Consider the following 24,736-nt stretch of genomic DNA (forward strand, 5'->3'; position numbering starts at 1 on the left):
CAGTATGAAGTGGCTCAACAACTCGCGTGACCGCGCTGCAGGAGACCCGCAAGCGCCGGGAGCAAGTTCCGATGCACGCTCCACCCCGGCGGGGGAGATCGTCGAGATCGAAGGCTTGCGGCTGGCGATCGCGCTGACATGGACCGGCGCTGAGAGCACCACGGACGGAAGGCGGTTCGCGGGGAAGAACAACGCCTACCTGGTCAAAGATGTGGGAGGCGAAATCATCGCGGCCGCCGGCGGCCGAGATGTCATCGGCCTGCTCGCGGGGGGAGCGGTCGTCGGACACGTGGTGCCGAATGCCTTCGTCTACCACCCCCTGCCGGACGGTCGCTTCTGGATCTGCCTGATTCGCGACGGCATGCCGTACGCGGGCTACGACCAGGTCGTTCCGGCCGTCGAGGCGGCGCAGCTCTACACGAACGCGACCTCGATGGCCGCTGCCGACACGCGCATGATCGGCGACACCGCGCCGGCGTCGCACACGCTGGACGAAGTGCTGGCCAAGGCTCGGTCGCTCCCTCGCAAGGAGCTCGAAGCGCTGCGCCTCAGAAAGAACGGCATCCGTCTGCGTACCGTGCTGACCCTGGCCGCACTTGCCGCGGCACTCGGGGCAGCGGCCGTGGTCACGATTGAGCACCGGGACAAGCTACAGAGCGAGCGCAAGCGGCAGGACATGTTGCGCGCGCTGCTGCAGAGCCAGCAGGAGCGCGAGGCAGAGGCCGCCCGTGTGGCGAGCGCAAAGCACGCCTTCGAGCAGACGGTGGCGCGCCAGCGAGCGCTGTTTCTCACGAGGAGCGTCGTGCTGCAGCAGTGGCAACAATGCGAGACGCTGCGCCGCCGCCTGCCCTTCTCCGACTGGGGGTACCGCCCGGTCAAGTTGACTTGCGACTTCGGGGCCTCCATGGCCACTGTCGAGTGGCAAGCCGTGAACCTCCAGACCCGGGTCGCCGACCGGGCCCGTCTGCCAGGCATTCTGGATCCGCTCGACATCGGTGCCCGCATCGTCTCCACCTTCGTGATGTCGCCGCTGGACCCCACGGCGGCGGCGAGCCGTCACATCGAACTCAAGCCCGCGCGGATGGCGATCGCGGACTGGGGCCAAGCCTACCTGAGGGGCGGCATGCGTCAGGGCGTGGAGGAGGTGGTGACAGTGAACCCGCCCCCAGAGATCGCAGGCCTGGACGGCGTCCAGAGCGTCGCGCTTGGCTTCAAACAAGCCATTGACGTCGCGGCTACCACCAGCCGCGACGTGCTCATGCTCGATGAGGCCATGCGGTTTCTCAGCACGTTTCCCATCACGTTTCAAAGGATGGTGTGGTCATCGCCCACCGCGCCCGGGGCGCAGTTCGCGGGCACTTCCACTCTCTTCATCCGCCAGTAAGGACAGGTCATATGGAACTGGGCATCTCTTTCAGATTACCGTCGCGCGGCGCATCGCCGGCGGCGCCTACCCGCGCCGGAGCCGGCGACACGGCGCGGGCCGATACAGATGGCGCGGCCCGGTTGAGCGTAAGCCAGGAGCGGCAGCGCCAATATCACGAAATCGCGTTCAAGGAAGCCAAGCAGCTGCCCGAAGGCGATTACATCAACCTGTTCTCCCTCAAGCGTCCTGTGTCGGAACTGCACCGAGCCACATTCGCCGCGGTCCGCAGTGAGCTGATGGTCGACCAGAAGCTGATGCCTCCAGGCCAATACCTCGACAAACCCAAGGCATCCGGCTCGCGCAAGTTCACCACCTACCTGCTCATGCCGCCGGCGGCCTACCTCTCAGCCCGGGCGATGATGGACGTCGCCCAGCGGCTGGAGGAGGACGGGCACGCCAACATCCTGCCGCTGCTCACCACGACGGAGCTGATCCAGGCCGTGCACCATCGCGCCAGCCGCGGCGTCGACAGCGGCAACGTCATCCAAACGACCATCCAGGACACGGCGCGCGCACTCCTGCTCCAGGCCGACGAGCTCCGGTCATCGGATCTGCACATTGAGACTCGCGGCGATGCTGCCGAGGTGCAGTTCCGGATTCACGGACGTCGCCAGCGAATGGCCGACATTTCCCGTGCGACGGCCGAGGCGATCGCCCACCTGCTGTTCAATTTCGAGTCGGCCGATGGGGCGCGCAAAGGCTCCTGGAATCCGAAGGAAGTGAAGGACACCTCGTTCGACGTTTGGGAGGACACGGTGGAGCGTACCAAGCGCATCATGCGTGTGCGCTTCCACTCGACGCCCATCCATCCTGAGGGCAACTTCCAGATCGTCATGCGGTTGCTTCGGCCTGCGGCAAGGACGGGGGGCGCCCGGCCGCTGTCCGACATCGGCTACACCCCGGACCAACTCGCGCAGATCGAGGAAATGCTGGTGGGCGGCTCGGGCCTGGTGCTGATGGTCGGGCCCACGAACTCGGGAAAGTCGTCCTCGCTGCACAGTTTCATCGAGCACCTGTTCCGCACACGCGGTCGGCACATCAAGGTGACGACGATCGAGTCTCCCGTCGAGAACGAGCTGCTCGGCGCGTGCCAGATCTCGGCAAGCAAGGACAATTTCCAGGCATACCTGGAAGCCTCCCTGAGGCAGGACCCGGACATCGTGATGGTCGGGGAAATCCGCGAGAACCTGGCCGCGCTCACGGTAAAGGATCTGGTGCTGGCCGGGCACAAGATCCCGGCCACCCTGCACGCCTACTCCGCCCCAGCGGCCTTTGCGCGACTCATGCAACTGGGCGTCGAGAAGGATCTGCTGACGATGCCCGGGTTCATCTCCGGAGTGGTTTACCAGCGCCTGATTCCCACGGTCTGTCCCCATTGTGGCCACGGCTTCGACGCGGCGATGAACGCCGGCCTGGTGTCGAGGGCGTTGCTTGATCGACTGACCTCCGTCTGCGACCTGCAGGAGCACCGCGTCCGGTTCGTGAATGACAAGGGCTGTGCCCACTGCAAATTCTCCGGAATCGTCGACCGGACACCGGCGGCCGAGGTGTTGATCCCCGACTCCACGTTCCTTAGTCACGTCAAGAACGATGACTTCGCCGCGGCACGGGAGCACTGGCTGCGCGTGCTCGGAAAGAAGGTTGCCTACGGACTGGGCGTCACCGCGATGAGCCATGCCATCCTCAAGATGCGCGAAGGGCTGGTGGATCCACGCGATGTCGAGACGGAACTCGGGGTGCTGCGCGACGAAGGCAGCCATTGACCATGATGCGTTTCAAGGCCCTCTACCGATTGCGGCTCACATCGGCCGTGCGCGCAGACTTCTATTCCGTGCTGGCCTCGCTCACGGGTTCGGCTGGCCGCATCCCGCTCGGCACCGCGCTGATGGAAATGGAGTCGGAACTGCGCAAGCAGAAGCACCTGCTGCGGCCGCTGCTACAGGAAGTGGTACGCCGGATGCACGGGGGACGCCGGCCCATGGATTCGTCCGACCGACATGGCGGCAGAAGCTCGCTCAAGCTGGGCGATGCCCTCCTGACGTTAGTGCCTGCCGCCGAGGCCATGATGATCAAGGCCGGCGAAGAGCGGGGCGACGTATCGGCGGGCTTGATGCAGGCCGCGGTGATCGCCACCAGCCAGTCCGAGGTCCAGTCCATCATCCGCGCGGGCTTGTTCCTCGTGTCGCTCTACGCCGTGGTCATGGTCGGTATCTACTACTTCTATTCGGCGGAAATCATCCCCGAGCTCGAGCGCGCGATACCGCGCGCGAAGTGGCCCGGGAACGCGCAGACGTTCGCCTACGTCGCCGACCACATCGTCGCCTTCAGCGCCGGGCTGTTCGGGCTGCTGGCCCTGGTCTGGCGGCTCTTCATCGCGCTCAACGCGAACCTGACCGGCGCGACGCGCAGCTTCCTGGACGAATACGTCTGGCCGTTCACCATGAGCCGCCGTCTGCACTGCTTTGCCGTCCTGAGCGGCCTGAGCGGCTTCGTCAAGACAGGCGTGCCGTTCCAGACGGCGATCGACAGCCTGGCGAGCTCGGCCAGTCGGTACATGCGCCAAAAGTTCCAACTCGTTCGCCACGACATCAAGCTGGGAAGGCCGGACTATGTCGCGCTCCTGTCCTGCGGGCTGTTCCCCGCGGAAAGCGCCTGGATCATCAACCTGTACGGCCGGACCGCGGACTTCGGCGCATCCCTGGAGCACATCGCCGAAGGCTACATCGACCACCTGCTCAAAAGCGCAAAAAAGACCACCGAAATCATCAACGTCCTCGGAATCATGTGCGTTGCCGCACTGGTGATGTGGATCTCCAGCACCCTGTATTCGATGCAGGGAGCCATCCGGTAACCCCCCAGCAAGGAGCCAAGCATGAAAGCCTACTACCCCCACCATTCCAACCCCCATCGCCAGCGCGGCGTGAGCATGATCGAGGTCGCCGTCTGGAGTGTGATCCTCGGCGTGGTCGTGGCCACGGTCCTCGGCTACTTCAACGGCGTGAAGGGCGGCTATAACGCCGGCGCCGCTGGCGAGAAGATCATCCTGCTCACCAGCGAGATCACGAAGAATTGGTCGCGGGCCAACGACTACTCGACGGTTTCGCCGACCGAGGTCAACAAGCTCTCGCTCATCAAGAGCCCGCTGCGCTACGACAGCGGATCGCTCTACGACGGCGCCGGCAACACGATGGACCTCAACGGCTCCCGCATCTCATTCGCGCTCACCGTCGGGGGCAGCAGCTTCCCGCTGAACAAGGACGATTGCGCGACGCTTGTGTCGCGCATCGAGCCGATCGCCGTGGCGATCCGCATCGGCACCAGCGCTGCGGCTTCCGCCGGCGTCATCAGCGGCGGCAACGTCTACAAGAGCGGTGGCGACATCACCCAGACCGGCCTCACGACCGGCTGCAGCGAGCCGTCTCCGAAAATCGCCGCGCAGTTCCGGTGACCCCTCCCACCGCTCCGCCCGCTCGGGCGGCGCACGACGCAACCACCGGGCCTGCCATGGACAGCACCGTCAAAACCATCCTCGACGCCATCACCGACGTGCGCGCCTGCATCAACGAGCCAGGCAGGAGCCTTCAGTTTCCCGGGCCGGTGCTCCTGCAGCCGGAGATCCAGCCGTACGTCGACGGCCTGCTCGAGCATTTCCAGGTACTCCAGTCCGTGGACGCCACGCTGCACCACGACGGCCTGGTGTGGCGCGGCCATCTGGATCGGAGCGTGGTGGACGGTCCGTGGGTCAGTTTCCGCAAAATGCCCGAGCGGCCGCCCACTCTCGACACCCTGCCCTCGCCGCTACCCGCGGCGATCCGTGAATGGCTTTTGAAGCCTGCACACAGTGAAGGAGGCCTGCTCCTGGTCGCGGGCCCCACCGGCGCCGGGAAGACCACCACCGCATCGGCCACCGTCATCTCGCGCCTCATGGAGCTCGGCGGCTTCGCGACGACGGTCGAACAGCCACCGGAGCAGCCGCTCAACGGCTGGCATCAAGGCCCGCATCGCAAGGGGTACTGCTCCCAGGCCTGGGTCAAGATCGAGGGCGAGAGTCCATGGGCCGCGGCGCTCACCGGTGTGCTCCGTTCCCAGTCCGCCGGCACGCCAACGATGCTGTTCGTGGGCGAGATCCGCGAGGCCGAGGCCGCTCGGGTCGCGCTGCAGGCTGCGGGCAACGGCTTCCTGGTCATCTGCACGTCCTTCGCCACAGACACTGTGTCAGCCGTCAGTTCGTTCGCGAAGTGCCTGGACGAGAGCCAACAGGAGATGTTCTCCCTGCTGCTGCGCGGCGTCGTGTTCCAGAAGCTCGACGGCAAGTTGCTCACGGCCAAGCTGCTGGAATCGACGTTGCCGGTGCAGCAGGCCATCTCCGCGGCGAAGTACGCGACCCTCGAAGGCGAGGCGCAGCGCCAGGCCAACGAGCGCATGTTCCTCAGCAGTTCGTCCAAGTACGCCGCGCACTGACCATGTGGATCCTCTTACCAGCCATCTTCATGACCTGCCTGCTGACCGCATTCATTGGCGCGCGGGGGGACGCCGGCGCGGCCGAGATCCGCACGCGGGCGAACGACGAGCTCATGCACTACAAGACGTTCATCGCCGCGGCGGACATGTACTTCCGGAGCCATCCGGCGCCTGCAGCCTCAACCCGCTACACCTGGACCATGCTCAAGGCTTCGGCACCTGCAGCAATGAGTGCGGCGACGATGCGAGACGATTGGTACGCCGTGCGCGACGTAGACGGATCCTGGGCCGCATGCACCCAGCTGCGCGAGGAAGCCGCCCGTAAGGTCACCAGCCTGTTCCCGGGCACAGGCGGCCCGCGGGCTCCCTCCCCGACCGCCCTGCTCGCGCTCGGCGACCAGGCGGCAGCAGCGACGGCCACGTCGCTGTGCGAGCGGGGTGCTCCATGAAGCGTCAGCATCTGGGCGCGTCACTCCTCGAGATCGCGCTGGCGCTCATCGTGCTGTCGCTGGTGTACATCGGCGCGATGCCCTGGATTACGCGCCAGCAGGACGCGGTGGCGGCCAAGGCGGTTTCCACCGACCACACCCAATTCGCAGCCGCAGCGCGGGCGTACTTCGAGGCGAACCGCGCAGCCTTCATTGCGGCCATGAAGGACGGCACGGGGGCCGACACACTCTGCCTGGTGCGAGTGGATCGAACCAGCGGCGCTGGCGTCTCCACCTTCTCGGCACCCCTGCACCGGTGCGCCCTCGATGCGAGTTTCCTCCAGCAGCGGGCTGCGCTGCCGGCGACGGCCGGCGCGACGAATGCTTACGGCGAAAGCTGGGTTGCTGTCTTCCGACTGGTGTACGACAACGCCAGCCCGCCGCAGCCCACCGGCGGCGTCGAGACGTGGATCACCTCGGCCGCCGTAGGTGGAACCTCGCCCATGACCGCCGCGCCCTATCCCTACGACCGTGCGGCAACCGCCGCGGGGTTCCTGGAAGGCAATGGGGGTGTCGTCGCCGACAAAGACCGCTCGACGTGCGTTGCTTCCGCAAGTGCGAACCGCTTCGAGGCGTGCGGCGCAGGCTGGCGCGTCGATCTCAGGAATTTCCTCACCTCCGACGAACTCGCCCAGTTCGCGGCCCGGCTCAGCAACTAGACAGCGGCCCCATCACCATGAAAAGCATCATCGACAACGAAACGTTCGGCAGATTCGTGATCCAGACCTTCCACGAGGGCGAAGGGAAGCTGTACACAGACGCCTACATTCAGCCTGGCCAGCCGGTGCGTGTGCGCCTGGGAAGCCATCGCTGGGTCAACCTCGAATACACCGTGGGCGAACACAATGAAAAGCGGCACCTCGTCTTCAGCGCCGAGGACTTCGACGCGCTGATGGCCAACCTGTTCATGAAGCTCACTCACCGCGGCGGCGAACCTGCACGCAAGTGGCAGGACCTGGTCGCGCAGGCCAACGGCTGCTTGCATCCAATGATCACCCTCACGGTGCCTTCTGCCGGTGGGGATATACCGTTTCGTGTGCGGTTCACCCTGCAGCGCCAGGACATGGGCGGCTACGGATTGATGCTGCGGTGCCTGCGGCCTGTGCCCGAGTCGCTGGAGGAGCTCGGGCTCCCGAGCACCATGCACGCGCTGTGTCAGGCCGGGCACGGCCTCGTGCTGGTCACTGGCCGCACCGGCGCGGGAAAGAGCACCACGACTGCGGCTCTCATCCACCAGATCAACCGGAGCACGTCGTCGAACATCGTGGTGATCGAAGAGCCGATCGAGTTCATCCACCGCCCGGACAAAGCCAGGTTCACCTATCGCGAGGTGGGCGTCGACGTCGACACGTACGCCAACGGCGTCGAGCAGGTGCTGCGTTACGTGCCGGACGTCATCAGCATCGGCGAGATCCGAGATGCCGAGACTATGCGGGCTGCGGTGCGGGCCGCAGAGTCGGGCCATCTGGTGTTCGGCACCCTCCACGCCGCGAATACGACTGGAGCCATCCGCAAGGCGCTTGGTTACCTTGACTCCCCTGGCGAGAAGCTCTCGTTCGCAACCAATGTGGTTGGCGTGATCGCTCAGGCTCTCCTGCCGGCGAAGACCGGAACGGGTAAGGCGCTGGCCTTCGAGGTAATGGATTTCACAACCAAGCGCAGCGGCACCACGGCGCTGGCCGAGACCGTGGAGAAGATGCTCTCGGCCAAGAGCGACGGCACCGAGCTACGCCAGTTCGAGGCGGATTTCCTCAGCTCTTCCAGCGGCATGGGGAACAGTCCGTTCATCCAGAGCGTCGTCTCACTCATACGTAAAGGCCAGGTCGATTCAAAGGCTGCGCTTTCACTGCTCACCGACGCAGCGAGCATGCAGCGTCTGAACGAGGCAGTGACAGCGAGCTCAAAGAAGTAGGAAGGACCGAGCTATCTTTAGTGCGTGTCCTGGACGCACCTGAACGCTGAGTCTATTTCGACCTGACCACTAGCCGGCACCGATGACAGATCGCCAATCTCACTGTCCAGACGCTCTTCTAAGGCAAAATTCGGCCAGAACCAGCCATCGAGAACTTGATGAAGATTACCGACGATGACGTTGTTGAGTCGCTGACGAGCGACGGTATCTCCTCGGATCGTTGGGCCGCATTGGGTTCACACCTTGTTGGCTATGTGAACGAGCGCGGTCAGCTTATGGCACGCATCATTGAAGATGACGCGCTTGCTGCCGCTGCGTCAGATTTTCTGTGTCGGCGCGGCCAAGTGCTCAGTGTCCCCAAACACAATTGAAATACCCCTTCCGGATTTTTCCGCTGGCAGCTTCGGGCCCAATGCCGCCCGCGTGTTGCGTGATTTGACCTTCCGGAAGCAGTCGCTGGCGCATGATGCGGCTTAGTCATCTACATCCCCGCGCGAAGCGGCACAAGTGGCCGGTTTGTGCACCAGGGCGTAGGCCCTGCTCGTCGCACCTCGGCTAGGATCCCTTGCCTACGACCTAGTTGGGGATAGAGGCCTAAATCTCGCGGGAGGCTGCCCAAGTCGGGTTGAAGAGTGAGGTTACGGCCGTATTGAACACGGTCTCTGAGTGAAGGCCGATGGCGGACTCGATCATCTTCGACTCGCCGAAATCCGCGCTGCCGATCCACACCGTCTCAGGCCCGAGAAACACCGCCTTTGCATTGATTTCACTGTGCAGCGCAATGCGGATCGCAGGGAACTGGGCTTTCAACTTGCGGGCATTAGCTTCAGCGTCGGTACTGGCCAGGATATAGATGTCGCGGGGCCGCTTGCACACAATACGACCTATGTAGTCCAGGTTCGGCAAGAGCCGAGTCATTATCAGCAGCGGGCCCGGCATGCGCGCTAGCTGGGACAGCTTCGTGTTCCAGGTGCTCGCAACAATCGATAGCTTCGCGTCATCGCACGAGAAGGCAAAGCCACCAGCGTCGTCTGAGAATGCCATGCGTAGTTCCTGTGAATTTGGGGCTACTTCAGCTTGATGTGCAAGTGAGTGAAGCCTGCGGCATCCGTGGTCTCCTTGACTTCGAGGTAGTGCTGTTGCTTGCGCACGAGGTCACTGAGTTTGCCAAAGCCGTAGTTCCGCGGGTCGAATGAGGCGTGGTTTTTGCTGATGAAGGAGCCTACGGCTGACAGCGACGACCAGCCTGTGTCGCGCTGCGTCTCTTTCACGGCGTGCGACAGCAGACCGTGAAGGGCGGGAACGTTTTGCACCTGTACGGGTACCTCAGGGGCTGCGCCGGTGGCAGGTTGTTTCAGCACCTCAACGAAGACGAACTTGTCGCAAGCTGCGATGAAAGCGTCTGGAGTCTTGCGTTCCCCGAATCCATAAACGACCTTGCCGGCCTCCCGCAGGCGAGTGGCCAGTCGAGTGAAATCGCTGTCGCTGCTGACCAGACAGAAGCCATCGACATTGCCGCCGTACAACAAGTCCATGGCGTCGATGATGCAGGCGCTATCCGTGCTGTTTTTGCCCTTGGTGTAGGCGAACTGCTGCATCGGTTGGATCGCGTGACGGTGGAGGTGATCCTTCCAACCCACCAGGTTTTGCGTAGTCCAGTCACCGTAGGCGCGCTTCACAGTCGCGACCCCGTACTTCGCGACCTCCTCAAGCAGTTCTTTTATGACCGCTGCACTGGCGTTGTCCGCATCGATGAGTGCAGCGAGCCGTAGTGCGTCTTGTGCCATTGTTTTGTCCCCTCTTTCCGATCAGCCTACCCGATAGCCGCCGCAAGCAACCGACCGGTAGCGGCCGAATTCTGCCCTACAGGAGCGCAGGGGTGCATGTCGGCGACCTGCTATCGATGCCGGCTGAGTGGTCAGATTGAAATGGAATCAGTGTTCAGATGTGCCCGGAATAAGCAGAAGGTTTCGTCGTACAGCTACTGCATGTACTTTGCATTTATCTGAGCTATGTTTTCGAGTAGCAAGCGAATTCCCTATTCGTTTGAGACGGTAAAAGTGGTGCCCAATGGTTTGTGAGGTGTAAGGTTGACGCTGTGCCGTGAGCAGAGACTTGTCAAGGGGCGTCGGGTTGAGCGAACGGCTACGCCACTTCGTTGAGCATTGTGCGCATGGCCTTGCGGAAGCGAAACAGCATACTGAATCCAACGACAACACTATCTCCGACGGCGGGCAATGGAACTACGAATCCTTTGATGATTTCAATCGACTTGACATTCCATAGTCCTTGGTTGTGCGTCAGTACGTTTCGTACCGCAATTAGTTCCAGACATCCGTTGGCAGCCCACTGATGGCGCGGATCTAGTGCCTTCCGCAGTTTCTCAACCTTTGATTGAGGGAAGTTTCCTGCTTTTTCTCGCCTCTGCTGGAGCGCTTCGTCCATCATCGAATCCAGAATCACAGTCAAATCTTGAACAAGCATCTTGATCAGTTGGCGAGAAACATCTGGAAAGTGCTTGTTTGGATCACGGCGAAAGGTAATCTTGTCTTTTCCGCCCGGATGCGCAAGTAGCACTGAAGCGTAGGAACAATCAGGCGTAACCCACAGACTGGTCTCCCTGGCTCGCTGATCCAGCGTCGTCAGATCTCCAAAATTAACTTCTTTAGCCAAATGCAGAGAATGGATCAACGTGTACAGCGTGTTGGTCCATACATTTACGGGCTCCCAATCCATCGACATACGCTCCCTAAGTGGTCCGACGTAATGTATCCCGCAGAACGGGGGGCGGAAGAAACTTAGACTGGTTTTATGCCGCAAGTCAAGGATCACCCGGTACTCGATGGGGCTGAGAGAGCCAAGGCAGATCTTGATCCGCTTTTCGTTGTCCCAGCGGATACGCCAGGGTTATCCGGCAAGACCGCAGCCGCACTTCTTGAACTTCTTGCCCGAACCACATGGACAGGGCTCATTACGACCGATCTTTCCCCCAGTGGAAGTCGACGTGCCTTGTCTGAGGGGCAGAGGACGTGCTCCGGGGCGCCACTGCGGAAGCGGATTGGCTTTGATCTGCGCGATCAACTGGCGTTGGTTCGCGAGGGTCATCCGGGCCTGGGGCGGCAGGGCGGCCTCGTAGACCTGAAGCCGTTCCATCTCTCTCTCAGCCTCCACGTACAAGCCGCAGTAGGCCAGAACCACGGCATACTGCGCACGGACATCCAGGTGCCGATTCAGCAGTTGGTTGTCCACGACCACTGGCATGACGTGCTGCTCAAGAACCTCACGCGCGCCCACAAAATTATGTCGTGCGACGAACTCATCAGCGAGGTCTTGCCCGACACGTATGAGCGAGTCGATGGCGCCAGCGATGGCGTAGAACTTCATGGCATGGATTCGCGCGAGAGGCGCGAGAACTCCCAACTTTCCGGCCACCATGGCCTTGAGTTCGAGCGCATCCGCGAGTCGCTTGATGTCCGCATGATCAAGTCCCGGTTTGTTGATGAGCGCCCAGAGCACGGCTGGCTTCGCACCAAAAACCTGCTCGGGCCGAATGCCGAGAACCGCGAACGTCTCGTCGATCACCTGTTCGACCGCTCTCATCGCGCTTTCGGAGTGCTCAAGGCGAAACAGCGCTACTGCCGCGTTGTAGAGGAAGACGCGTCGGTGGACGGGCTTGTACGGCAATCGGCTGTCCAGCTCGCGAATCGCGCGCCGAACTTCCTCCTCGTCACCTTGATTCGAGAAATGGAGCATACGCTTCATCAGGAACGATAGAACTTCGTCCTCACCGAGCGCGCCGCTGTCGATCAATTGCTCCATCGCAGCCAACCTAGGTGCCAGACGATCCATGTGTCCGAGCTTCATGTCCGAGAAGACAAGTCCATCGAGAGCCCAATACCGTTGCGCTGGGTCTGATTCATCCTTAGTGACCAGCGCCTCCAGGCCGTGCCAGACCTCCACGGCAACCCCCATCTCGTGGAACATCTCTTCGCCAATGAGCTCTACCAGCGTCTTGACGTCCCCTGTGGCCAGCAGCAGCCGCGTGTAGAGCGAGAATCGCGCCGTGTTGCGATCACGTTCGAATGCCTCGACCAACAGCTCCTTGAGGGCAACGCAAGCCCGTGACGCGACTTCTGCGGGCATGCCTAAAAGGCGCTGACTCCCGACAACACGGATGGCGTCATGCAGTCGGATCTCCTTGTTTCCATAGATCTCCACCACCCCGGCGGCTCGCAATGCCCGGATCACGCCCGCAACCGCTCGCTCATTCATCTCAAGTGCCGCGTGCAGCAGCTTGTTGATCTCGGCTGGTAGCAGGCCAACATCGGACAGGCTCAGCACTGCGATCGTCTGTTGTGCGGCGAGGGGAAACGCGTCGAAGACCTTCGCCAAGATGACCTCTTGGGCGGTGTGCGTCAAGTTGGTCAATGAGTCGACGGCGTCGCACATCTGGTCGATGCGCCCTGAGTACTCTTCGCGAGCAATTGTTGCGGCACTCCTGACGAATAGAGGCATGCCCGCCGTCAGCGCCCTCAGGCGCCCCATGGTGGCCGCATCCCCCCGACATCCCCACCCGACAGCCGCAGCCGCGACATCGTCGACACCCCAGCCCTTCAGCGGCTCTCGCGTCAACCCCAGAAGGGCTTCGATCTCGGGCAACGTCCCAAGCGGCTGCGCCAGGAGTACGAACTTCAGCGCCGACGTGACATCAATTATGCGCTTGAGGCTCTCTGACGAAACACGATGCACGTTGTCCAGTACAGCGATCGGCGAGAGCCCCTCGCGCTGGAGATGAATGTCCATCTGGCGAAGTGACTCGACGCCAGTGGCGCCCGGCAGCAAGATCTTGCGCACCGCATCTGGTTTGGCGCCGGCCAGCTTAGCGGCTAACTCACGCACCAGCGAGGTGGCGAGGGCCTCCCCCGGCGTCTCGGCGCAGTCGAAGTACGCGCAGTTGTGCCTGCTTACGGTGGCCGACTGTGAAGCCCAGGCGGTCTTCCCCGCGCCCGAGAAGCCGGAAACGATCCGGACTCGGGCGCTGGAGTCGATTTGAGGTTCGTTCTCCTGTGGGCGGTACTGTTCGGGCGGCGCCGGGAAGTCCTGCAGTTGAATCAGTATCTGGTCTAGCAGTGTCGGCAAATCCGCGACTAAGAAGGTGTGATCCGCATGAGGGGCTTCCCCAGCGGCCGCAGCCTGGACACGGCCAGTCAGTTTCCAGACCAAGGAGTCGGGCGCCGACATGGCAAACGGGACGGTAGTGACTCGGTCGACGCACCATGCGACAGCCTGATCGATGCCCACCCAAGCCGGTGGAAGTTGACCCAGCCGACCAGAACACGCGCGGCCTGGCCACAGGATCTCAACGTCACCCTCTAGATTTCCTGTCTCAACTTGTTCCGCCAATGACGGACCCAAAGCTCGGTTCACTACCACCACGAACGTTGCGTGGCCCAACCTACGGCCCAACTGGTGCTCTTGCCGCAGGGCATCGAATCTATCCATCGCCGACCTGATGTCGGCCGGCATGATCGGTTGGCTGCGCGTCTTGACCTGTATGTAGCAGCGCCCCTCTGGTGTGACGAGCTCGATATCCTCGTCCCGTTCGACCACCACGGACATCGCGCCGGTCTGCCCTGAAGCTAGAAGACATGCGGCAGCATAGAGATGCTGATAGAGCAACCCCCGGTGAACTGCCTCAATGCGGATCTCTTGGGCTGGATCAAGCGTCTGGGTATGCGTCATATGGGTATGAAGACTTGGTTTCAGGCCTCGCGATGGCATTCGCCAGTGGCAGCTTATCTTCCTTCCGAGACGCTACACCTATGATGTACGCTGTTAACGGATAAACGCGCTCACAATTCATTTTGAGGTTCGCCACCCAGCACCACATCGACGGACACCAGACCGGTGGGATCTAAGGCCACTTTCCCGATACGGCTCCATATCCGGCAACTCCCAAATCAAAACCGCGCGAGGCAACGACTCAGCGCCTTACCCAGGTAGCCAACGGATGGCAGGACAACGATTGACGGGCGCTGCCGCGCAGACTGAGGCCATGCGGGTGCTAGCCCATTCACGTGCGAGTATCGAATCGGCTCTGGCGCCCTTCGAGCCAAGAGGCACATTCGAGGTCTGGTTCGCGACCTACCGCGGCATCGAAGAGCTGATTAACCTACCGGGTGAACTGCATGGCGCTCCGCTCTTAGAGGAGATTGAGAGGCTGTTCCTTTTGGACATGGAAGGCATGATTCGGGCGTTGCCGTCTATCAAAACAGGGCTGGAATCCCGTTTCTCCCGTTTGGTAGTAAGGCGGCTGGTTCAAACTATTATTCAGCTGTGTGCAATCGCCACGTCGTTTGCGACACATCAGTTACCTGCAGCACGGGAAATGGCAACCGTCGGTACGGCCGTCGGCTACTTGCAGTCCCGCCGACGTCACCTGCTGGCCCTCCTTCACACGATTCCTGGGGTCTGCCGGGGAACTCAGCGGCTGCAGGAACTGGACAGCCTCAATCAATTTCTCTACCTCATCGAGACTGCCGGCGTGGGTACAACGTCGATGCACAACAACCTAATGCTAGCTCGGGTATACCCGGACTTCGCCTTAGACGTCGACAAGGCGGGGATATTGGCAAGCCACAGCTTCAACGGACTGGACTTGTTGTTTCTAGAGCCCGAGAGAACAGCCATCACCGAAATGGCCGATGTCGATCTCAGCGGTGTGAAGCGTGTTCCAGTGAACCGCCGATTGATTTTTTCCAAGGCCGCGTTGGAGAACGATCTCGCGTTCATCGGTGCAGCGTACGCGGAATTTAACCTCTACGATACGTCTTATGGTCGGTTGGCCGAGTTCATCCGCAGCTTGCTCCCGCTTGTTGTTGACGAGTATTTCGTCCGGCTGACAGTCAAGCGCTTCGACGAGTTGTGTTCCGAGCAGAAACTACCCGACACCCTCAGAAAGGCGCTTGTTGTTGAAGGCGCTGACTACGTCGACAACACCAGCACCTACTCGCCGTTCACGCGCGTCGGCGGCGAGCTGGTCACTTCGGTCACGCTGCTTAGTCGATTTGCGAACCAATGGAAGAATGTCTGTCTGAACCGTGTTCGTCGATACCAGATCCGCTCTGGATTTATCTTCGAGAAGTCGGTTAAAGCAGCGCTGCGTGCGCAGGGATTCAACATTACGGAAACCAAGAGAGTGGGCCGCGCGGAGTTCGACGTTGTTGCAACGCTTGACGGCGTGATCTACAACGTTCAGTGCAAGAACAATCTCGTCGACTTGGATCGGATCAACGCCGACGTACGAACGTTTGTTCGCTACAACCGCACCCTTGACCTGGCCTACCAGAGGGCTCTAGAGAAGGAGCGCGCGCGCCAGCAAACGCTCTTGGGTGCGTTGGGCCTGACGGCAATCAAGCACTTCGTAGTGAGCCGCTATCCTGTCGCAACACAGAACCCCTGCGTTTTGGCCTTCGGCGAGATCTCGCGGTTCAGGGCTATTGCTGTCGGGAGGTGAAGCCGATGGTTGGAACCATCAGTCCTGTAGCTAGTAGCCCAGCTCATGCTGTCGGCGGAAACCGAGTGACTGCATTGCGTTGCGATACTGAACGACTCTTTGTGGCCGATAGTACCCATTCGTAACCGAGATGCGAATGGCAGCAATCGCTGCAAAGCACTCTCTTAGGCTACGTCCTCCGGTCAGTGCTGCTGTATGGCCATGTTCGACAGAAACTCCATCCCAGTTCGCTTGACCAACTCCTGATAGCTGATGGGGTGTCCGACCGACTCTCCTGCCCTGTTCTCTTGCCAATGCGCCCAAGCCCGCTGCGTGGTCGCGTCATACACGAGCTTGTACAGGTAAGTAGGTACTTTCACCTGATTCGCACCAATCGCAGGGCCGCTGTCCGTGAACACTGGCCCAGTGATCACGAACACATCCCCTTTGGCTCGCAGCACATAGCGGCGAGTGTCCTGCTCGATCTTGTTCCATGCACCCCCGTTGTGCTGTGAATTCTGGGGAACCATGTTGGCGAGACTGAAGCTTTGCGCCATGGCGGTGGGCGTCGGCATATCTCCTGCGGGCGCCATGTGTCCACGGCTGTACCCTGAGTTCTTGTAGTCCTCCAGTTCCGCGCGCTCTCCGCGGGGCAAACGGGCATCCGCAAAAAACCGCTTGGCACGCTTTTCATCGGCATCCTCGATGCTCTGGCGATTGAGGCGCTGGGCCACGTAGACGGGTGTCCGCGTCACGCCGCTGTGCAGCACTGCAAACGCCTCGTAGCAAAGCTCACGCAGCTCCCGTCGTGACTTGATCGCAGGTGGCTTACCGCCCGCAAAAAATTGCGGACACTGCGCAAAGCTGGTGGGCTGCGGGGTGAGTAGCGCCGCGCTATCGAATTGCGGCGGGCGGGCGGATGAAACGCCGGAGAAGGCGCCGGCAAGTGACAGGACCAGCACATAAGAAACACGCACTCGGTGCGACCAAAAAAATTTCAAAATCACTTCAATCAGGCTGCAAAAAATGGGACTGCTGATTGGAGCATTCGGCGGCTTTGTTGACGACGTCCGAAGGCTGAATGCATGGGTTTTTACACGTGCTTTCACACAGTGGCGCGGGGAAGGAAATGCATGGCTCAAACGCCATTGCGGCTTCGATTCATCCTCGTGCGAAACGTGATCGACCACCGGAGCTCTGTCGTCGGTGCCACGCTGTGCTGCCAAGCCCACCGTGCCTTGGCAGCAATCTTGTAGATCGAGCGCGGCGCCACTTCCAGTTGCACGACCTTGTGCGTCGCAGGATCGTCGGGATACGGCCTGAACCGCAACAACGCGTGTCCGCCAAGTGACACTCCGACGATGATCTCGAAGTCCGGCACATCGCGGTACCAGCCCAGCGGCGTGCCGGGTGCATAATCGGCAACCAGCGCGTGCACCAGATCCTGCGGTGCGACGACCACCCACTGCGCGACTTGGTCCCGCACTGGATGAAGCCGGGGGTCAAGGTCCGCACCCAGCAACAACCGGTTGGCATCGAAGTCATACGAGCCTCCAAAACTAGCCACCCGGCGCCGTGCCAAATACTGCTTGTATCGCGTCGCATACAGCGGCAGCGATCGAATGGTGGCGATCAGTGCCTGCTCTTCCTCTTCGTTCAGGAACTGCTTCTGGAAGACCAAAACCCTTCAATGGAGGACTCGACGGGAGCTTCGCCAAACAGATGCGCCTGCATCATCGCTTCTTCCTCATTTGAAATCCCGGCTTTCGGTGCCCAGCCGTGCGAGCAGCTGCGACAGATCGGCCAGCCGGACTGCCACCAGATTGCACACCTCGCCCTCACGATTAAAGGAGTAGCTGAATTTCATTTTCGAATGACTACTTAGGAGCAGAAATTGCGGCCTCCGCTAAGGTCTGCTCATGGCCGCTTGCGGCCGCTGACTGAGGATACCTGCTGTGGGTGTTTATGGTGCTTGACTGACCGATCACCATGGCCAGAATGCGCACTCTAGGCTTGCGCCGCCGAAAGCGCGCGAAACACTAGACCAGATCAAGATGCCACGGAGCGAAGTCACTTGGTGGCGCCTTCAGTTCGAAACGTACACCGCGATGCAGTTGTCGCATACGACCCAAGTCATCGATGTAGCCGCCGTACGGAGGTGCTTTGAGGTACAGCGAATCTCCCGCGACCACTGCCTGAAACAGTGTTAATCCAGTGACAGCAGAAACGTGCGCGTACTTCGCAGTTGTAGCTTCCTGTCGCGCCATGACTGCCCGTTGGGTTGCCCGTGCCTTCGGGGACTCGACGAATTCGGCGAGTTCCTTCGCCAACTGGCGGGTGGTTGGCACCGCAGGGAGGCGATCGAAGTAGCTCGCGGCCCTGCGCAGAAGCTCGAGCGCCTCAATGGTCAACGCGTCCTGTTCCGCCTTCTCTACCGCTTCGCTTGGACTCACAGCGCCGTCCCCCCATCCCCTGCGCCCGCCAACACCCGGGCGAGCCACCGCGCATTGGTAGGCGCACGAAAAATGAGGGGATTCCGGCTGAACAACCGCTTCATTGCCGGAGGTCGAGCAGATCTCGGCGATGCTGGCTCAGCAGGCAGTCGATAGCGTCGAAGCTCGTCCCGTACTGCGCCGATGCGGGCCAGCGAAAGGCTCACGGCGGAAGTGTTTGGTATCAGGTCGGGATAGCACCAAACAGCGCCGATGTGCCGTGCAATCTCCGACGTAGTCAGCGGCGCCTCGGCGGCGCGAAGGACGGCAATGACCGCCGCGTCCTTCTCCGCGGTCGTTGTTCTTTTGGTTTGTTCAACTTTCATATGGCCTCCATGCTATTTTTGCTTCGTGGGCGCCTTCGGCTCGGCCGATTGCAACCTGACCAGCTGTGCTTCGAGTACTTCGACGCGACCGCCAGCGCGCGCAAGCTGGGTCGTCGATTCCAGCGTTTCCTGGCGCGCCGAAGCCAAATCGCGCTTCAATTCGTCCACGGCCGACTCCATGCGCCGGCGCTCCCCCGCAAGTTCCTCCCTCGCACGATCTCGTTCGGATTCGAGCGCGCTGCGCGCCTTGTTGAGGTCGTCAACCGCCGCTGCCAACTGGCGCGACTGATCTTCGGACTGCTGCTCAAGCCGGGCAATGACCGATCGCGTCATCGTGAGCTCATCGCTCACCGACTTGTGGCTCGACTCCTCTCTTTGGAGACGAGCTTGCAGATCCTCCACGCGAACCGCGATCTCCGTGGCCCTGGCCTCGGCCGCTGCCGCCCTGGCGGCTTGATCGCCCGCTTCGGCCTGTGCTGCCCGCAATGACGCGCGTAGCTGGTCCGATTCGGCGGCCGCAGCCCGGCGCGCCTCATCGCGCTCGGCCTCGCGTCGTTCAGCCAAGTCCAGGGCTTCCGCCGCTTCGCCCTCCAGTTCGGCTCTGGCACGATCAAGTGCATCGCGTTCGGCCGCGAGCCGATCATCTGCCAGCTTGAGCGCAGCAGCCCACAGATCGGAGGACCATGCGTGCAGTTTGTCCAGCACGATTTGCGGCGCCGGTTCGCGTGCGCCGCTGGCCGCTGCTGCAGTCTTGCGGCGTTCGTTCCACGCGCGAACGACGGGCCCAATCGTCGCGTAGCTTCCCCCCTTAGTGCTGGTCATCAACGCAAGGCGCGTTCGGACCGATTCATTCGTGACACGAACTCCCTCTTTTGCGAGATCGTCGCAAGCCTGCAGGATCAATTTTTCAGTAATGGTTGCTTCACTAGACATCAACGGTCTCCGTCACATTGTTGTTTGTTGTATGTATTGTATTGCGCATTACAACAACAATCGACCTTTTTTTTCCCGGAGATTAGCGCGTTGTCCAGTTGAGTGAGAAAACTGCCCAGGGTCACCTTGCGATGCCCTGGGTCAGACGTCAAACGACCTCTACGAACTGAACTGTGGTCCAGCTTGGGAGCAGCAGTACGTCCCGCGCATGCGCCGGGCGATGAGCCTCCCAGCATTTTTTCTCGCCATCCCAGTGATGCTCGCCAGCATCGCGTCCAAGTACCGGGTATCCGTTTTCCGTGTGATAAGCAGAGGCGGCATTCATGAGCTGCGGCAATCCCACCACTTCGCCCTCGATGAGGACGACCAGGCCGTCGCATGCGGCATCGACCAGCGCACTGCCTGGCGGCAGTCCGCACAGCAATGCCTTGGCCCCGGCCATCCACCCAGAGCAACTGCATAGGTCGAGCCCTGCAAGCTCCGGACGAAGTGCCTGGAGAGCGAGCTCCGCTGCCCGCGCTGCGGCGAGCTCGCCAACGCTTCGCGCACTATTCAGTTGCACCAGATATCGGTACCTGGCCTCGAATGCTTCGGTTTCGTTCATCGTGATCTTCCTGAAACAGAGTCGGGGAAATAGCGCACTCCACCCTCCCCTCCGCCGAAGCGGAGGGGATGTCATGAAACAGGGTGGATGTGTTGGAGACCGCCGGCAGCGCGGCGGATGTTGCGGACGAACGTCCTGCGATCGTCAGGCGGAGAGCAGTTCCCTGGCCAGGGCCACTTCGATGCTCTCGCCTTCCGATTCGTTGAGTACGTCAAGCCCGCTTTCCGGCATCTCGCCGGATGTGGACTGGGACACGGCAATCTTCTTGCCCATCAAGCGCAGGCAGTCCATCTGGCTGGTGCCGGCGTAGCCGAGGAACGCGACGCGAACGTCGTGCTGCTGCCCGATCCGCCAGGATCTGCGCGCGGCCTGCTGCACCGTATAGACGTTGAAGCCCGATTGCATAAAGACGATCGTCGGGAAGTCGAGAAGATCCAGGCCGGTCTTGACGAGCTCGGGGTTCGTCACGAGCACGTCGATCCCGCGATCGACTTGGTCGGCGACCCAGTCTTCGCGTTTGGACGCATCTACGCTCGCGCGCAGGACGCCTACCTTGAATCCCCGGGCTTCGAGCAGCATCCTGATCCTGGCCGTGGTGTCCCGTGTTCCCGAGTAGATCGAGTAGACGAGGACCTTACGCCCGCGGGCCTTCTCCCCTGCGCACAGATCGAGCAGCTTCGCTTCCTTGGGCATGCACTCCGTCTCCTCGAAGACGGCCGGCTGAATCGCCAGCACGGCCTTTGTGCGAGGGTGGCGGACAGTTTCAGAGCGGAAGCAGCATTCTGGCCAAGCCAACAGCACGTTCATCACCACGCCCAGCAGGGTGCTGTCACCGATGGCCAGGGCCATCTTGAGGATGCCGACAAGAGTCACCGACAACTTGGTATATGCCTCGGCCTGCGCCGGCGCCATCTCGACGTCGATGAAGCTCTCGGTGTAGGCCGGAAGCACCTTCTGGCCGATGTCGCGCAACTTCAGAAAAACGGTCATCGGCAGCACATAGCGCATCAGGCCGACCGGGCCGAAGCCTGGCGCCTTGCTGGTGCGCACGGTGAGGCTCCTCGCCTTCGCCGTTCGGTGCGACGATGCCGACGACTCCTTGTAGACGTCCTTGAGCACGCCATGCGCCCGCATAAAGCCCATCGTCGCCGATGCCATGGATCCCGCCTTGGAAGGCCGGAAACCGTCCTCAATCAGGGCTCGTGGGTTCACTCGCCACAGCAAGTGAAACAGGTCATCCGCGTAACCTCCCATCAGCGTGCCGGTCAGCAGCAGCACCTTGCTGCACTGGCTGGCCAGAACGCCCATGGCTTGGCCCTGGGCCGACCCTTCATTCTTGTACTCGTGGCCCTCATCGACGACCAGAAGGCCGAAGTAGTCCCGCGGCAAATAGCGTTTGATGAACTCGGTCGGCTGGTAGCCTCCCTGCCCGATCGAGAACTCGAAGTTCGCAAGCGAGCGTTCCATGCGCTTGGCCTGGCGGTCGCTGAACACGAGATCCCCGTTTTCGTCCATCAGGTTGACGAACTCATACACGTTGTCTTCCAGCATCGCCGCCAGAGTCTGGTCGCCGAAGATCTTAAGGAGTTTGGTCGCCGAAGCCGGACCGATCGTGGGCAACTGCTGGAGCGCGCCGTGAACCACGTCGTGCATCGATTCGATGGGCCGGCCCGCCCGGACCAACGTCCAGAGCGTGGAGCCGCAGTGTTCGCAGCGCATGCGTCGATCCCCGAACACCGCCTTCGCGAGTTCCATGGACATGGGCATGTGCTCGCCATCACCCGCCTTCGACTCGACCGGACGCATGCAGTCGGGGCAGCAGGCCACCGCCAGGCGATCGCCGTCCACCACGATGCGCCGCTCGATGAGCGAGGGGCGCCAGTGAAATCCCATGCGCATGCGTACCCGGCCCAGCACAAAGTACTCCGGTTGCGAGCTCTTCAGACCGAGACGGGCGCGCAGCGCCAGCAGCTTGCGCAGCGTGTCGGGACCATTGAGCACCCACACCCGCGCGTTCGGTACAGTTTCCAAGATCTCCCGTCGCCACTTGTACACCAGGTGGGGCGGAGAGATCACCAGGGTGCGCGGATGGCTTTCTTGCATGAGCGCTGACGCGCAGATCGCCATCATGGTCTTGCCGGTGCCCATTTCCGCGTTCAACACGGCCGCAGGCGCGTCCTGGTCGACCAGCAGCTTGACGATGGCCTGGACAGCATCCGCCTGCGGCTCAAACGGTTTGCGTTTGAGCAATCCGAGGATCTGCTTTCGGCGCTGCCAGGCCTCGGTGACCTGGTCACGATCGGGCACGTACACGGGAGGATGCTGAGCCCGGACCTGCTGCAGCAAGCCCTGGCCGAAGCTGCGAATGAAGTCCCCCAGGGCGATGGTTTCATCGAAGACGTCGGCCGCGCCATCTTCCCGCGGATCCGTGGCCACGCCGGCGGACCCGATGTCAGAAGGCGCAGCTGCTGCGGGCGCGGTGATGGGAGCGTCTGCCGGCGCAGAGTTTGTCTCAGGGATGTCGAAGAGAGTAGCGTTCATGTGTTGCTCCAGAAATGAAAAGAGCGATCGCCCGAGACCGGGTGATCGCTCATGTGGTTGAAAGAAACTTTGGCCCTGCGGATGCAGCGCCATCTGGTTTGAAGGTCAGGCGGAAAGCAGACCCGACCGCACGCTGACACTGACGTGCCGTACGAAGTGGTCGGACACGCTGACGCGCGTGGCCGCGATTCGCCCAACGGGCGGGTAGAGCTCGGTTCCGAGCGCCGCCATGGCGCCCTTGTCCCGGCACCACGCCATCAGGGGCACCTGCCAGGTATCGAGCAGCGCGATCGGCGACAGCTCCTTGAGCAGCGCCCAGGCCGAAGCATCGACGGCCTGGTCGGCCTGGCTCACGATCCAGCCGATGCGGTTGGCCTTGTCGACCTCCCGCATCCGCTTGTCGTAGATCCAGGTCTGCGACAGTGGCCCGAACAGGTTTTGCCGCGGAAGTCTTCCGCTGTGCTTGGCCAGGCGCTCCGTGGCACCGATGCCAACGTTCTGGCGTTGGCCGAGCGCGTTCGTGAGGCTGAACTGGGTGATTCCCGCCTCTGCTTTGCTTCCCAGCTCCACAGCCGCGACGAACTGCATCGCAGACGCGTCGCGGCCGTAGAACGAGAGAAACATCAGTTCCCCTCCGTCGTCACGCAGGCAGGCGTCGACCCAGAGGTCGGCGAAGCCTTCGATGCGGTACAGGGTGGTGTCGATCATGGATGGCTCCGTGAAGCTGCGGAGCCGCCCCCCCGGGGGGCGCCCCGCAGAGGGTTTGAGAGAGATGAGTGTCAGTCCCCGGGGGACACGAACACCCATACCGAAATCCAGGTGTCGTCCTCAGCACGGCTCACCAGGGGCGCATCGCTGATCGCGCAGGTTTCGGATTCGTAGAGCTCGTGGGCCCGGGCGATTTCCGGCGCAGCGCACTTGCGGTCCTGGTCCAGGTGCCGAAGGCACTGATCCAGATCGTTCAACGCACCGGAGAGGTTGCCAAACTCCCAGTTGCCGATGACGGCGCGGGCGTAGTGTTCCAAGTCATCCATGGCCGCGCTCCTCACCCGCCAAAGCGAGATCGATGGAACGCTGCTTTGCATAGTGAAGATCGATGGCGATCCGCACGAGCGGAAGCTGGATCAGCGCCCGCTCGTGGAATTCCCTCACGTCCGCCTCGGTGACGTCGGAGACCGGAACGGCCGCGATCGTCTCTCGGAAGTCGCCGCAGCCACTGTCATGGCTGGAGGAATGCACGAGCGTCATGCCGTGCTTCCGATACGTCAGGGCACGCGTGGCCAGGCAGCCGCGGGATTGCCTGCAGGTAGAGAGATGCACCTCTATCGAATCATCCAGCTGGACGATCGTGAGCGCGCGTGGGCCGTCTTCGGCCGGAAAGTAGATGGTGTCGTTCGTCATGGTTCGCTCCTTGTGAAGATGGGCGCGAGACATGCCCCCAACGGGACGTGCCCGCAGGGGTGGGTGAAGGTGAAAAGCCAGGACCTGGATGGGTCTGCGCACTTGCTTGGCTTCAGTGCGCTCCAAAACCGCCTTGGAGATGGGTTCAAGCGGTTTTCCATAGCGGGGTAGCCGTCGCTATGGAAAACCGGCTGACGCCGGTTTGAAGAGCTCGCGCATGGCGCGGAGGAATCGCTGTCAGCGATACACGTGCGCCGGAACGAAGAAATCGACCAGGCCGTTGACGTGCAGACCATCAGCCTGAAAGTTGGCGGAGGTGAAATCCACGCTCACGTCCTGCGGCGAGATCGACATCTGAGCGATGTAGGAATCCACCATTTGCCAGCGCGGCAAGTCCCGCGGTTCAATGACCAGGATTTCCGCAGGCGGCTGCAGCTTCACGAACTCGACGCTGGCGGAGAGCTCGGCATAGGTTGGATTGATCGCCGCGCCGGTGGCGTCGCAAACGATGGTCACGTAGTCGCTCTGGATGTCCGTGACGCGCCATTCATGACCCGGCGCGGTGAGCCGCTCCTGACTGGAATGATCGAGATCCACTTCCGGGATGACATTGACGTACCGATCGCCGACCTCGGGAGCCATGGGCGCGTTCGGTGA

Annotated in this window: 25 protein-coding genes; 10 read left to right on the plus strand and 15 right to left on the minus strand. The window is 61.8% G+C overall.

Annotation, left to right across the window (positions count from 1 at the left end; genetic code table 11):
- Positions 1–4: 4 nt before the first annotated feature.
- The 9 genes from AVME950_RS00265 to AVME950_RS00305 all read left to right on the plus strand — a co-directional run bounded on the left by AVME950_RS00265 (position 5) and on the right by AVME950_RS00305 (position 8,658).
- Positions 5–1,384: a hypothetical protein gene (locus AVME950_RS00265; RefSeq protein ID WP_284428290.1), complete on the plus strand. Its 1,380-nt coding sequence runs from the start codon at positions 5–7 to the stop codon at positions 1,382–1,384.
- 11 nt (positions 1,385–1,395) lie between these two features.
- A complete protein-coding gene (locus AVME950_RS00270; RefSeq protein WP_284428291.1) occupies positions 1,396–3,189 on the plus strand; it encodes a GspE/PulE family protein in 1,794 nt (597 codons plus the stop codon).
- Between the two features lie 2 nt (positions 3,190–3,191).
- On the plus strand, positions 3,192–4,277 hold the full coding sequence (locus AVME950_RS00275) for a type II secretion system F family protein (RefSeq protein WP_284428292.1): 1,086 nt from the start codon (positions 3,192–3,194) through the stop codon (positions 4,275–4,277).
- 21 nt (positions 4,278–4,298) lie between these two features.
- Complete coding sequence (locus tag AVME950_RS00280) at positions 4,299–4,874, plus strand: type IV pilus modification PilV family protein (RefSeq protein ID WP_284428293.1); 576 nt, start codon at positions 4,299–4,301, stop codon at positions 4,872–4,874.
- Between the two features lie 56 nt (positions 4,875–4,930).
- Complete coding sequence (locus AVME950_RS00285) at positions 4,931–5,887, plus strand: ATPase, T2SS/T4P/T4SS family (protein ID WP_284428294.1); 957 nt, start codon at positions 4,931–4,933, stop codon at positions 5,885–5,887.
- 2 nt (positions 5,888–5,889) lie between these two features.
- Positions 5,890–6,336, plus strand: coding sequence for a hypothetical protein (locus AVME950_RS00290; protein ID WP_284428295.1), 447 nt, complete (start codon positions 5,890–5,892; stop codon positions 6,334–6,336).
- The gene (locus AVME950_RS00295) at positions 6,333–7,034 is read left to right on the plus strand and encodes a hypothetical protein (protein WP_284428296.1); all 702 of its coding nucleotides are present in this window, start codon (positions 6,333–6,335) and stop codon (positions 7,032–7,034) included. The genes AVME950_RS00290 and AVME950_RS00295 overlap by 4 nt, the downstream gene beginning before the upstream one ends.
- Positions 7,035–7,051: 17 nt before the next feature.
- Complete coding sequence (locus AVME950_RS00300; RefSeq protein WP_284428297.1) at positions 7,052–8,287, plus strand: type IV pilus twitching motility protein PilT; 1,236 nt, start codon at positions 7,052–7,054, stop codon at positions 8,285–8,287.
- A 158-nt stretch (positions 8,288–8,445) separates the two neighbouring features.
- The gene (locus AVME950_RS00305; protein ID WP_284428298.1) at positions 8,446–8,658 is read left to right on the plus strand and encodes a hypothetical protein; all 213 of its coding nucleotides are present in this window, start codon (positions 8,446–8,448) and stop codon (positions 8,656–8,658) included.
- 223 nt (positions 8,659–8,881) lie between these two features.
- On the opposite strand, the gene AVME950_RS00310 is transcribed toward AVME950_RS00305, so the two are convergent.
- The 4 genes from AVME950_RS00310 to AVME950_RS00325 form a co-directional block, all read right to left on the minus strand.
- Complete coding sequence (locus AVME950_RS00310) at positions 8,882–9,331, minus strand: hypothetical protein (RefSeq protein ID WP_284428299.1); 450 nt, start codon at positions 9,329–9,331, stop codon at positions 8,882–8,884.
- A 23-nt stretch (positions 9,332–9,354) separates the two neighbouring features.
- Positions 9,355–10,074 carry an NYN domain-containing protein gene (locus AVME950_RS00315; RefSeq protein ID WP_284428300.1) on the minus strand — a complete coding sequence of 240 codons (720 nt, stop codon included), beginning with the start codon at positions 10,072–10,074 and terminating at the stop codon, positions 9,355–9,357.
- 358 nt (positions 10,075–10,432) lie between these two features.
- A complete protein-coding gene (locus AVME950_RS00320; RefSeq protein WP_284428301.1) occupies positions 10,433–10,978 on the minus strand; it encodes a hypothetical protein in 546 nt (181 codons plus the stop codon).
- A gap of 216 nt (positions 10,979–11,194) precedes the next feature.
- Positions 11,195–14,029 carry an SEC-C metal-binding domain-containing protein gene (locus AVME950_RS00325; RefSeq protein ID WP_284428302.1) on the minus strand — a complete coding sequence of 945 codons (2,835 nt, stop codon included), beginning with the start codon at positions 14,027–14,029 and terminating at the stop codon, positions 11,195–11,197.
- A gap of 268 nt (positions 14,030–14,297) precedes the next feature.
- Here AVME950_RS00325 and AVME950_RS00330 point away from each other — a divergent pair, with 268 nt between their 5' ends.
- On the plus strand, positions 14,298–15,803 hold the full coding sequence (locus AVME950_RS00330; RefSeq protein ID WP_284428303.1) for a PDDEXK family nuclease: 1,506 nt from the start codon (positions 14,298–14,300) through the stop codon (positions 15,801–15,803).
- A gap of 182 nt (positions 15,804–15,985) precedes the next feature.
- Here AVME950_RS00330 and AVME950_RS00335 read toward each other — a convergent pair whose 3' ends face one another.
- From AVME950_RS00335 to AVME950_RS00385, 11 genes are all read right to left on the minus strand, one after another.
- Positions 15,986–16,789 carry a DNA/RNA non-specific endonuclease gene (locus AVME950_RS00335; RefSeq protein ID WP_502869373.1) on the minus strand — a complete coding sequence of 268 codons (804 nt, stop codon included), beginning with the start codon at positions 16,787–16,789 and terminating at the stop codon, positions 15,986–15,988.
- A gap of 131 nt (positions 16,790–16,920) precedes the next feature.
- Entirely contained in the window at positions 16,921–17,463 is a 543-nt protein-coding gene (locus AVME950_RS00340) for an alpha-ketoglutarate-dependent dioxygenase AlkB family protein (protein WP_284428304.1), read from the minus strand.
- A gap of 358 nt (positions 17,464–17,821) precedes the next feature.
- A complete protein-coding gene (locus tag AVME950_RS00345; RefSeq protein ID WP_284428305.1) occupies positions 17,822–18,235 on the minus strand; it encodes a hypothetical protein in 414 nt (137 codons plus the stop codon).
- On the minus strand, positions 18,232–18,600 hold the full coding sequence (locus tag AVME950_RS00350; protein ID WP_284428306.1) for a hypothetical protein: 369 nt from the start codon (positions 18,598–18,600) through the stop codon (positions 18,232–18,234). The genes AVME950_RS00345 and AVME950_RS00350 overlap by 4 nt, the downstream gene beginning before the upstream one ends.
- Before the next feature lie 12 nt (positions 18,601–18,612).
- Positions 18,613–19,533, minus strand: coding sequence for a DNA-binding protein (locus AVME950_RS00355; RefSeq protein WP_284428307.1), 921 nt, complete (start codon positions 19,531–19,533; stop codon positions 18,613–18,615).
- Positions 19,534–19,681: 148 nt separating this feature from the next.
- Complete coding sequence (locus AVME950_RS00360) at positions 19,682–20,137, minus strand: hypothetical protein (RefSeq protein WP_284428308.1); 456 nt, start codon at positions 20,135–20,137, stop codon at positions 19,682–19,684.
- 144 nt (positions 20,138–20,281) lie between these two features.
- Positions 20,282–22,678 (minus strand): DEAD/DEAH box helicase family protein, encoded by a 2,397-nt coding sequence (locus AVME950_RS00365; protein WP_284428309.1) that lies wholly within the window; start codon positions 22,676–22,678, stop codon positions 20,282–20,284.
- A 105-nt stretch (positions 22,679–22,783) separates the two neighbouring features.
- Positions 22,784–23,386, minus strand: coding sequence for a hypothetical protein (locus AVME950_RS00370; protein WP_284428310.1), 603 nt, complete (start codon positions 23,384–23,386; stop codon positions 22,784–22,786).
- Positions 23,387–23,457: 71 nt separating this feature from the next.
- Positions 23,458–23,712: a hypothetical protein gene (locus tag AVME950_RS00375; protein ID WP_284428311.1), complete on the minus strand. Its 255-nt coding sequence runs from the start codon at positions 23,710–23,712 to the stop codon at positions 23,458–23,460.
- Positions 23,705–24,079 (minus strand): hypothetical protein, encoded by a 375-nt coding sequence (locus AVME950_RS00380; RefSeq protein ID WP_284428312.1) that lies wholly within the window; start codon positions 24,077–24,079, stop codon positions 23,705–23,707. The genes AVME950_RS00375 and AVME950_RS00380 overlap by 8 nt, the downstream gene beginning before the upstream one ends.
- A gap of 237 nt (positions 24,080–24,316) precedes the next feature.
- Complete coding sequence (locus AVME950_RS00385) at positions 24,317–24,721, minus strand: hypothetical protein (protein WP_284428313.1); 405 nt, start codon at positions 24,719–24,721, stop codon at positions 24,317–24,319.
- Positions 24,722–24,736 lie beyond the last annotated feature (15 nt).

The organism is Acidovorax sp. SUPP950 (genome assembly GCF_030158935.1).
Classification (GTDB): Bacteria; Pseudomonadota; Gammaproteobacteria; order Burkholderiales; family Burkholderiaceae_C; genus Paracidovorax.

Excerpts from the sequence above, each read along its gene's own strand:
- AVME950_RS00375 (WP_284428311.1), bottom strand. The coding sequence starts at position 23,712 with ATGGATGACTTGGAACACTACGCCCGCGCCGTCATCGGCAACTGGGAG.
- AVME950_RS00325 (WP_284428302.1), bottom strand. The coding sequence starts at position 14,029 with ATGACGCATACCCAGACGCTTGATCCAGCCCAAGAGATCCGCATTGAG.
- AVME950_RS00355 (WP_284428307.1), bottom strand. The coding sequence starts at position 19,533 with ATGTCTAGTGAAGCAACCATTACTGAAAAATTGATCCTGCAGGCTTGC.
- AVME950_RS00350 (WP_284428306.1), bottom strand. The coding sequence starts at position 18,600 with ATGAAAGTTGAACAAACCAAAAGAACAACGACCGCGGAGAAGGACGCG.
- AVME950_RS00285 (WP_284428294.1), top strand. The coding sequence starts at position 4,931 with ATGGACAGCACCGTCAAAACCATCCTCGACGCCATCACCGACGTGCGC.
- AVME950_RS00315 (WP_284428300.1), bottom strand. The coding sequence starts at position 10,074 with ATGGCACAAGACGCACTACGGCTCGCTGCACTCATCGATGCGGACAAC.
- AVME950_RS00385 (WP_284428313.1), bottom strand. The coding sequence starts at position 24,721 with ATGGCTCCCGAGGTCGGCGATCGGTACGTCAATGTCATCCCGGAAGTG.
- AVME950_RS00275 (WP_284428292.1), top strand. The coding sequence starts at position 3,192 with ATGATGCGTTTCAAGGCCCTCTACCGATTGCGGCTCACATCGGCCGTG.
- AVME950_RS00310 (WP_284428299.1), bottom strand. The coding sequence starts at position 9,331 with ATGGCATTCTCAGACGACGCTGGTGGCTTTGCCTTCTCGTGCGATGAC.
- AVME950_RS00270 (WP_284428291.1), top strand. The coding sequence starts at position 1,396 with ATGGAACTGGGCATCTCTTTCAGATTACCGTCGCGCGGCGCATCGCCG.
- AVME950_RS00290 (WP_284428295.1), top strand. The coding sequence starts at position 5,890 with ATGTGGATCCTCTTACCAGCCATCTTCATGACCTGCCTGCTGACCGCA.
- AVME950_RS00380 (WP_284428312.1), bottom strand. The coding sequence starts at position 24,079 with ATGACGAACGACACCATCTACTTTCCGGCCGAAGACGGCCCACGCGCG.
- AVME950_RS00265 (WP_284428290.1), top strand. The coding sequence starts at position 5 with ATGAAGTGGCTCAACAACTCGCGTGACCGCGCTGCAGGAGACCCGCAA.
- AVME950_RS00370 (WP_284428310.1), bottom strand. The coding sequence starts at position 23,386 with ATGATCGACACCACCCTGTACCGCATCGAAGGCTTCGCCGACCTCTGG.
- AVME950_RS00330 (WP_284428303.1), top strand. The coding sequence starts at position 14,298 with ATGGCAGGACAACGATTGACGGGCGCTGCCGCGCAGACTGAGGCCATG.
- AVME950_RS00305 (WP_284428298.1), top strand. The coding sequence starts at position 8,446 with ATGAAGATTACCGACGATGACGTTGTTGAGTCGCTGACGAGCGACGGT.
- AVME950_RS00360 (WP_284428308.1), bottom strand. The coding sequence starts at position 20,137 with ATGAACGAAACCGAAGCATTCGAGGCCAGGTACCGATATCTGGTGCAA.
- AVME950_RS00280 (WP_284428293.1), top strand. The coding sequence starts at position 4,299 with ATGAAAGCCTACTACCCCCACCATTCCAACCCCCATCGCCAGCGCGGC.
- AVME950_RS00300 (WP_284428297.1), top strand. The coding sequence starts at position 7,052 with ATGAAAAGCATCATCGACAACGAAACGTTCGGCAGATTCGTGATCCAG.
- AVME950_RS00365 (WP_284428309.1), bottom strand. The coding sequence starts at position 22,678 with ATGAACGCTACTCTCTTCGACATCCCTGAGACAAACTCTGCGCCGGCA.
- AVME950_RS00295 (WP_284428296.1), top strand. The coding sequence starts at position 6,333 with ATGAAGCGTCAGCATCTGGGCGCGTCACTCCTCGAGATCGCGCTGGCG.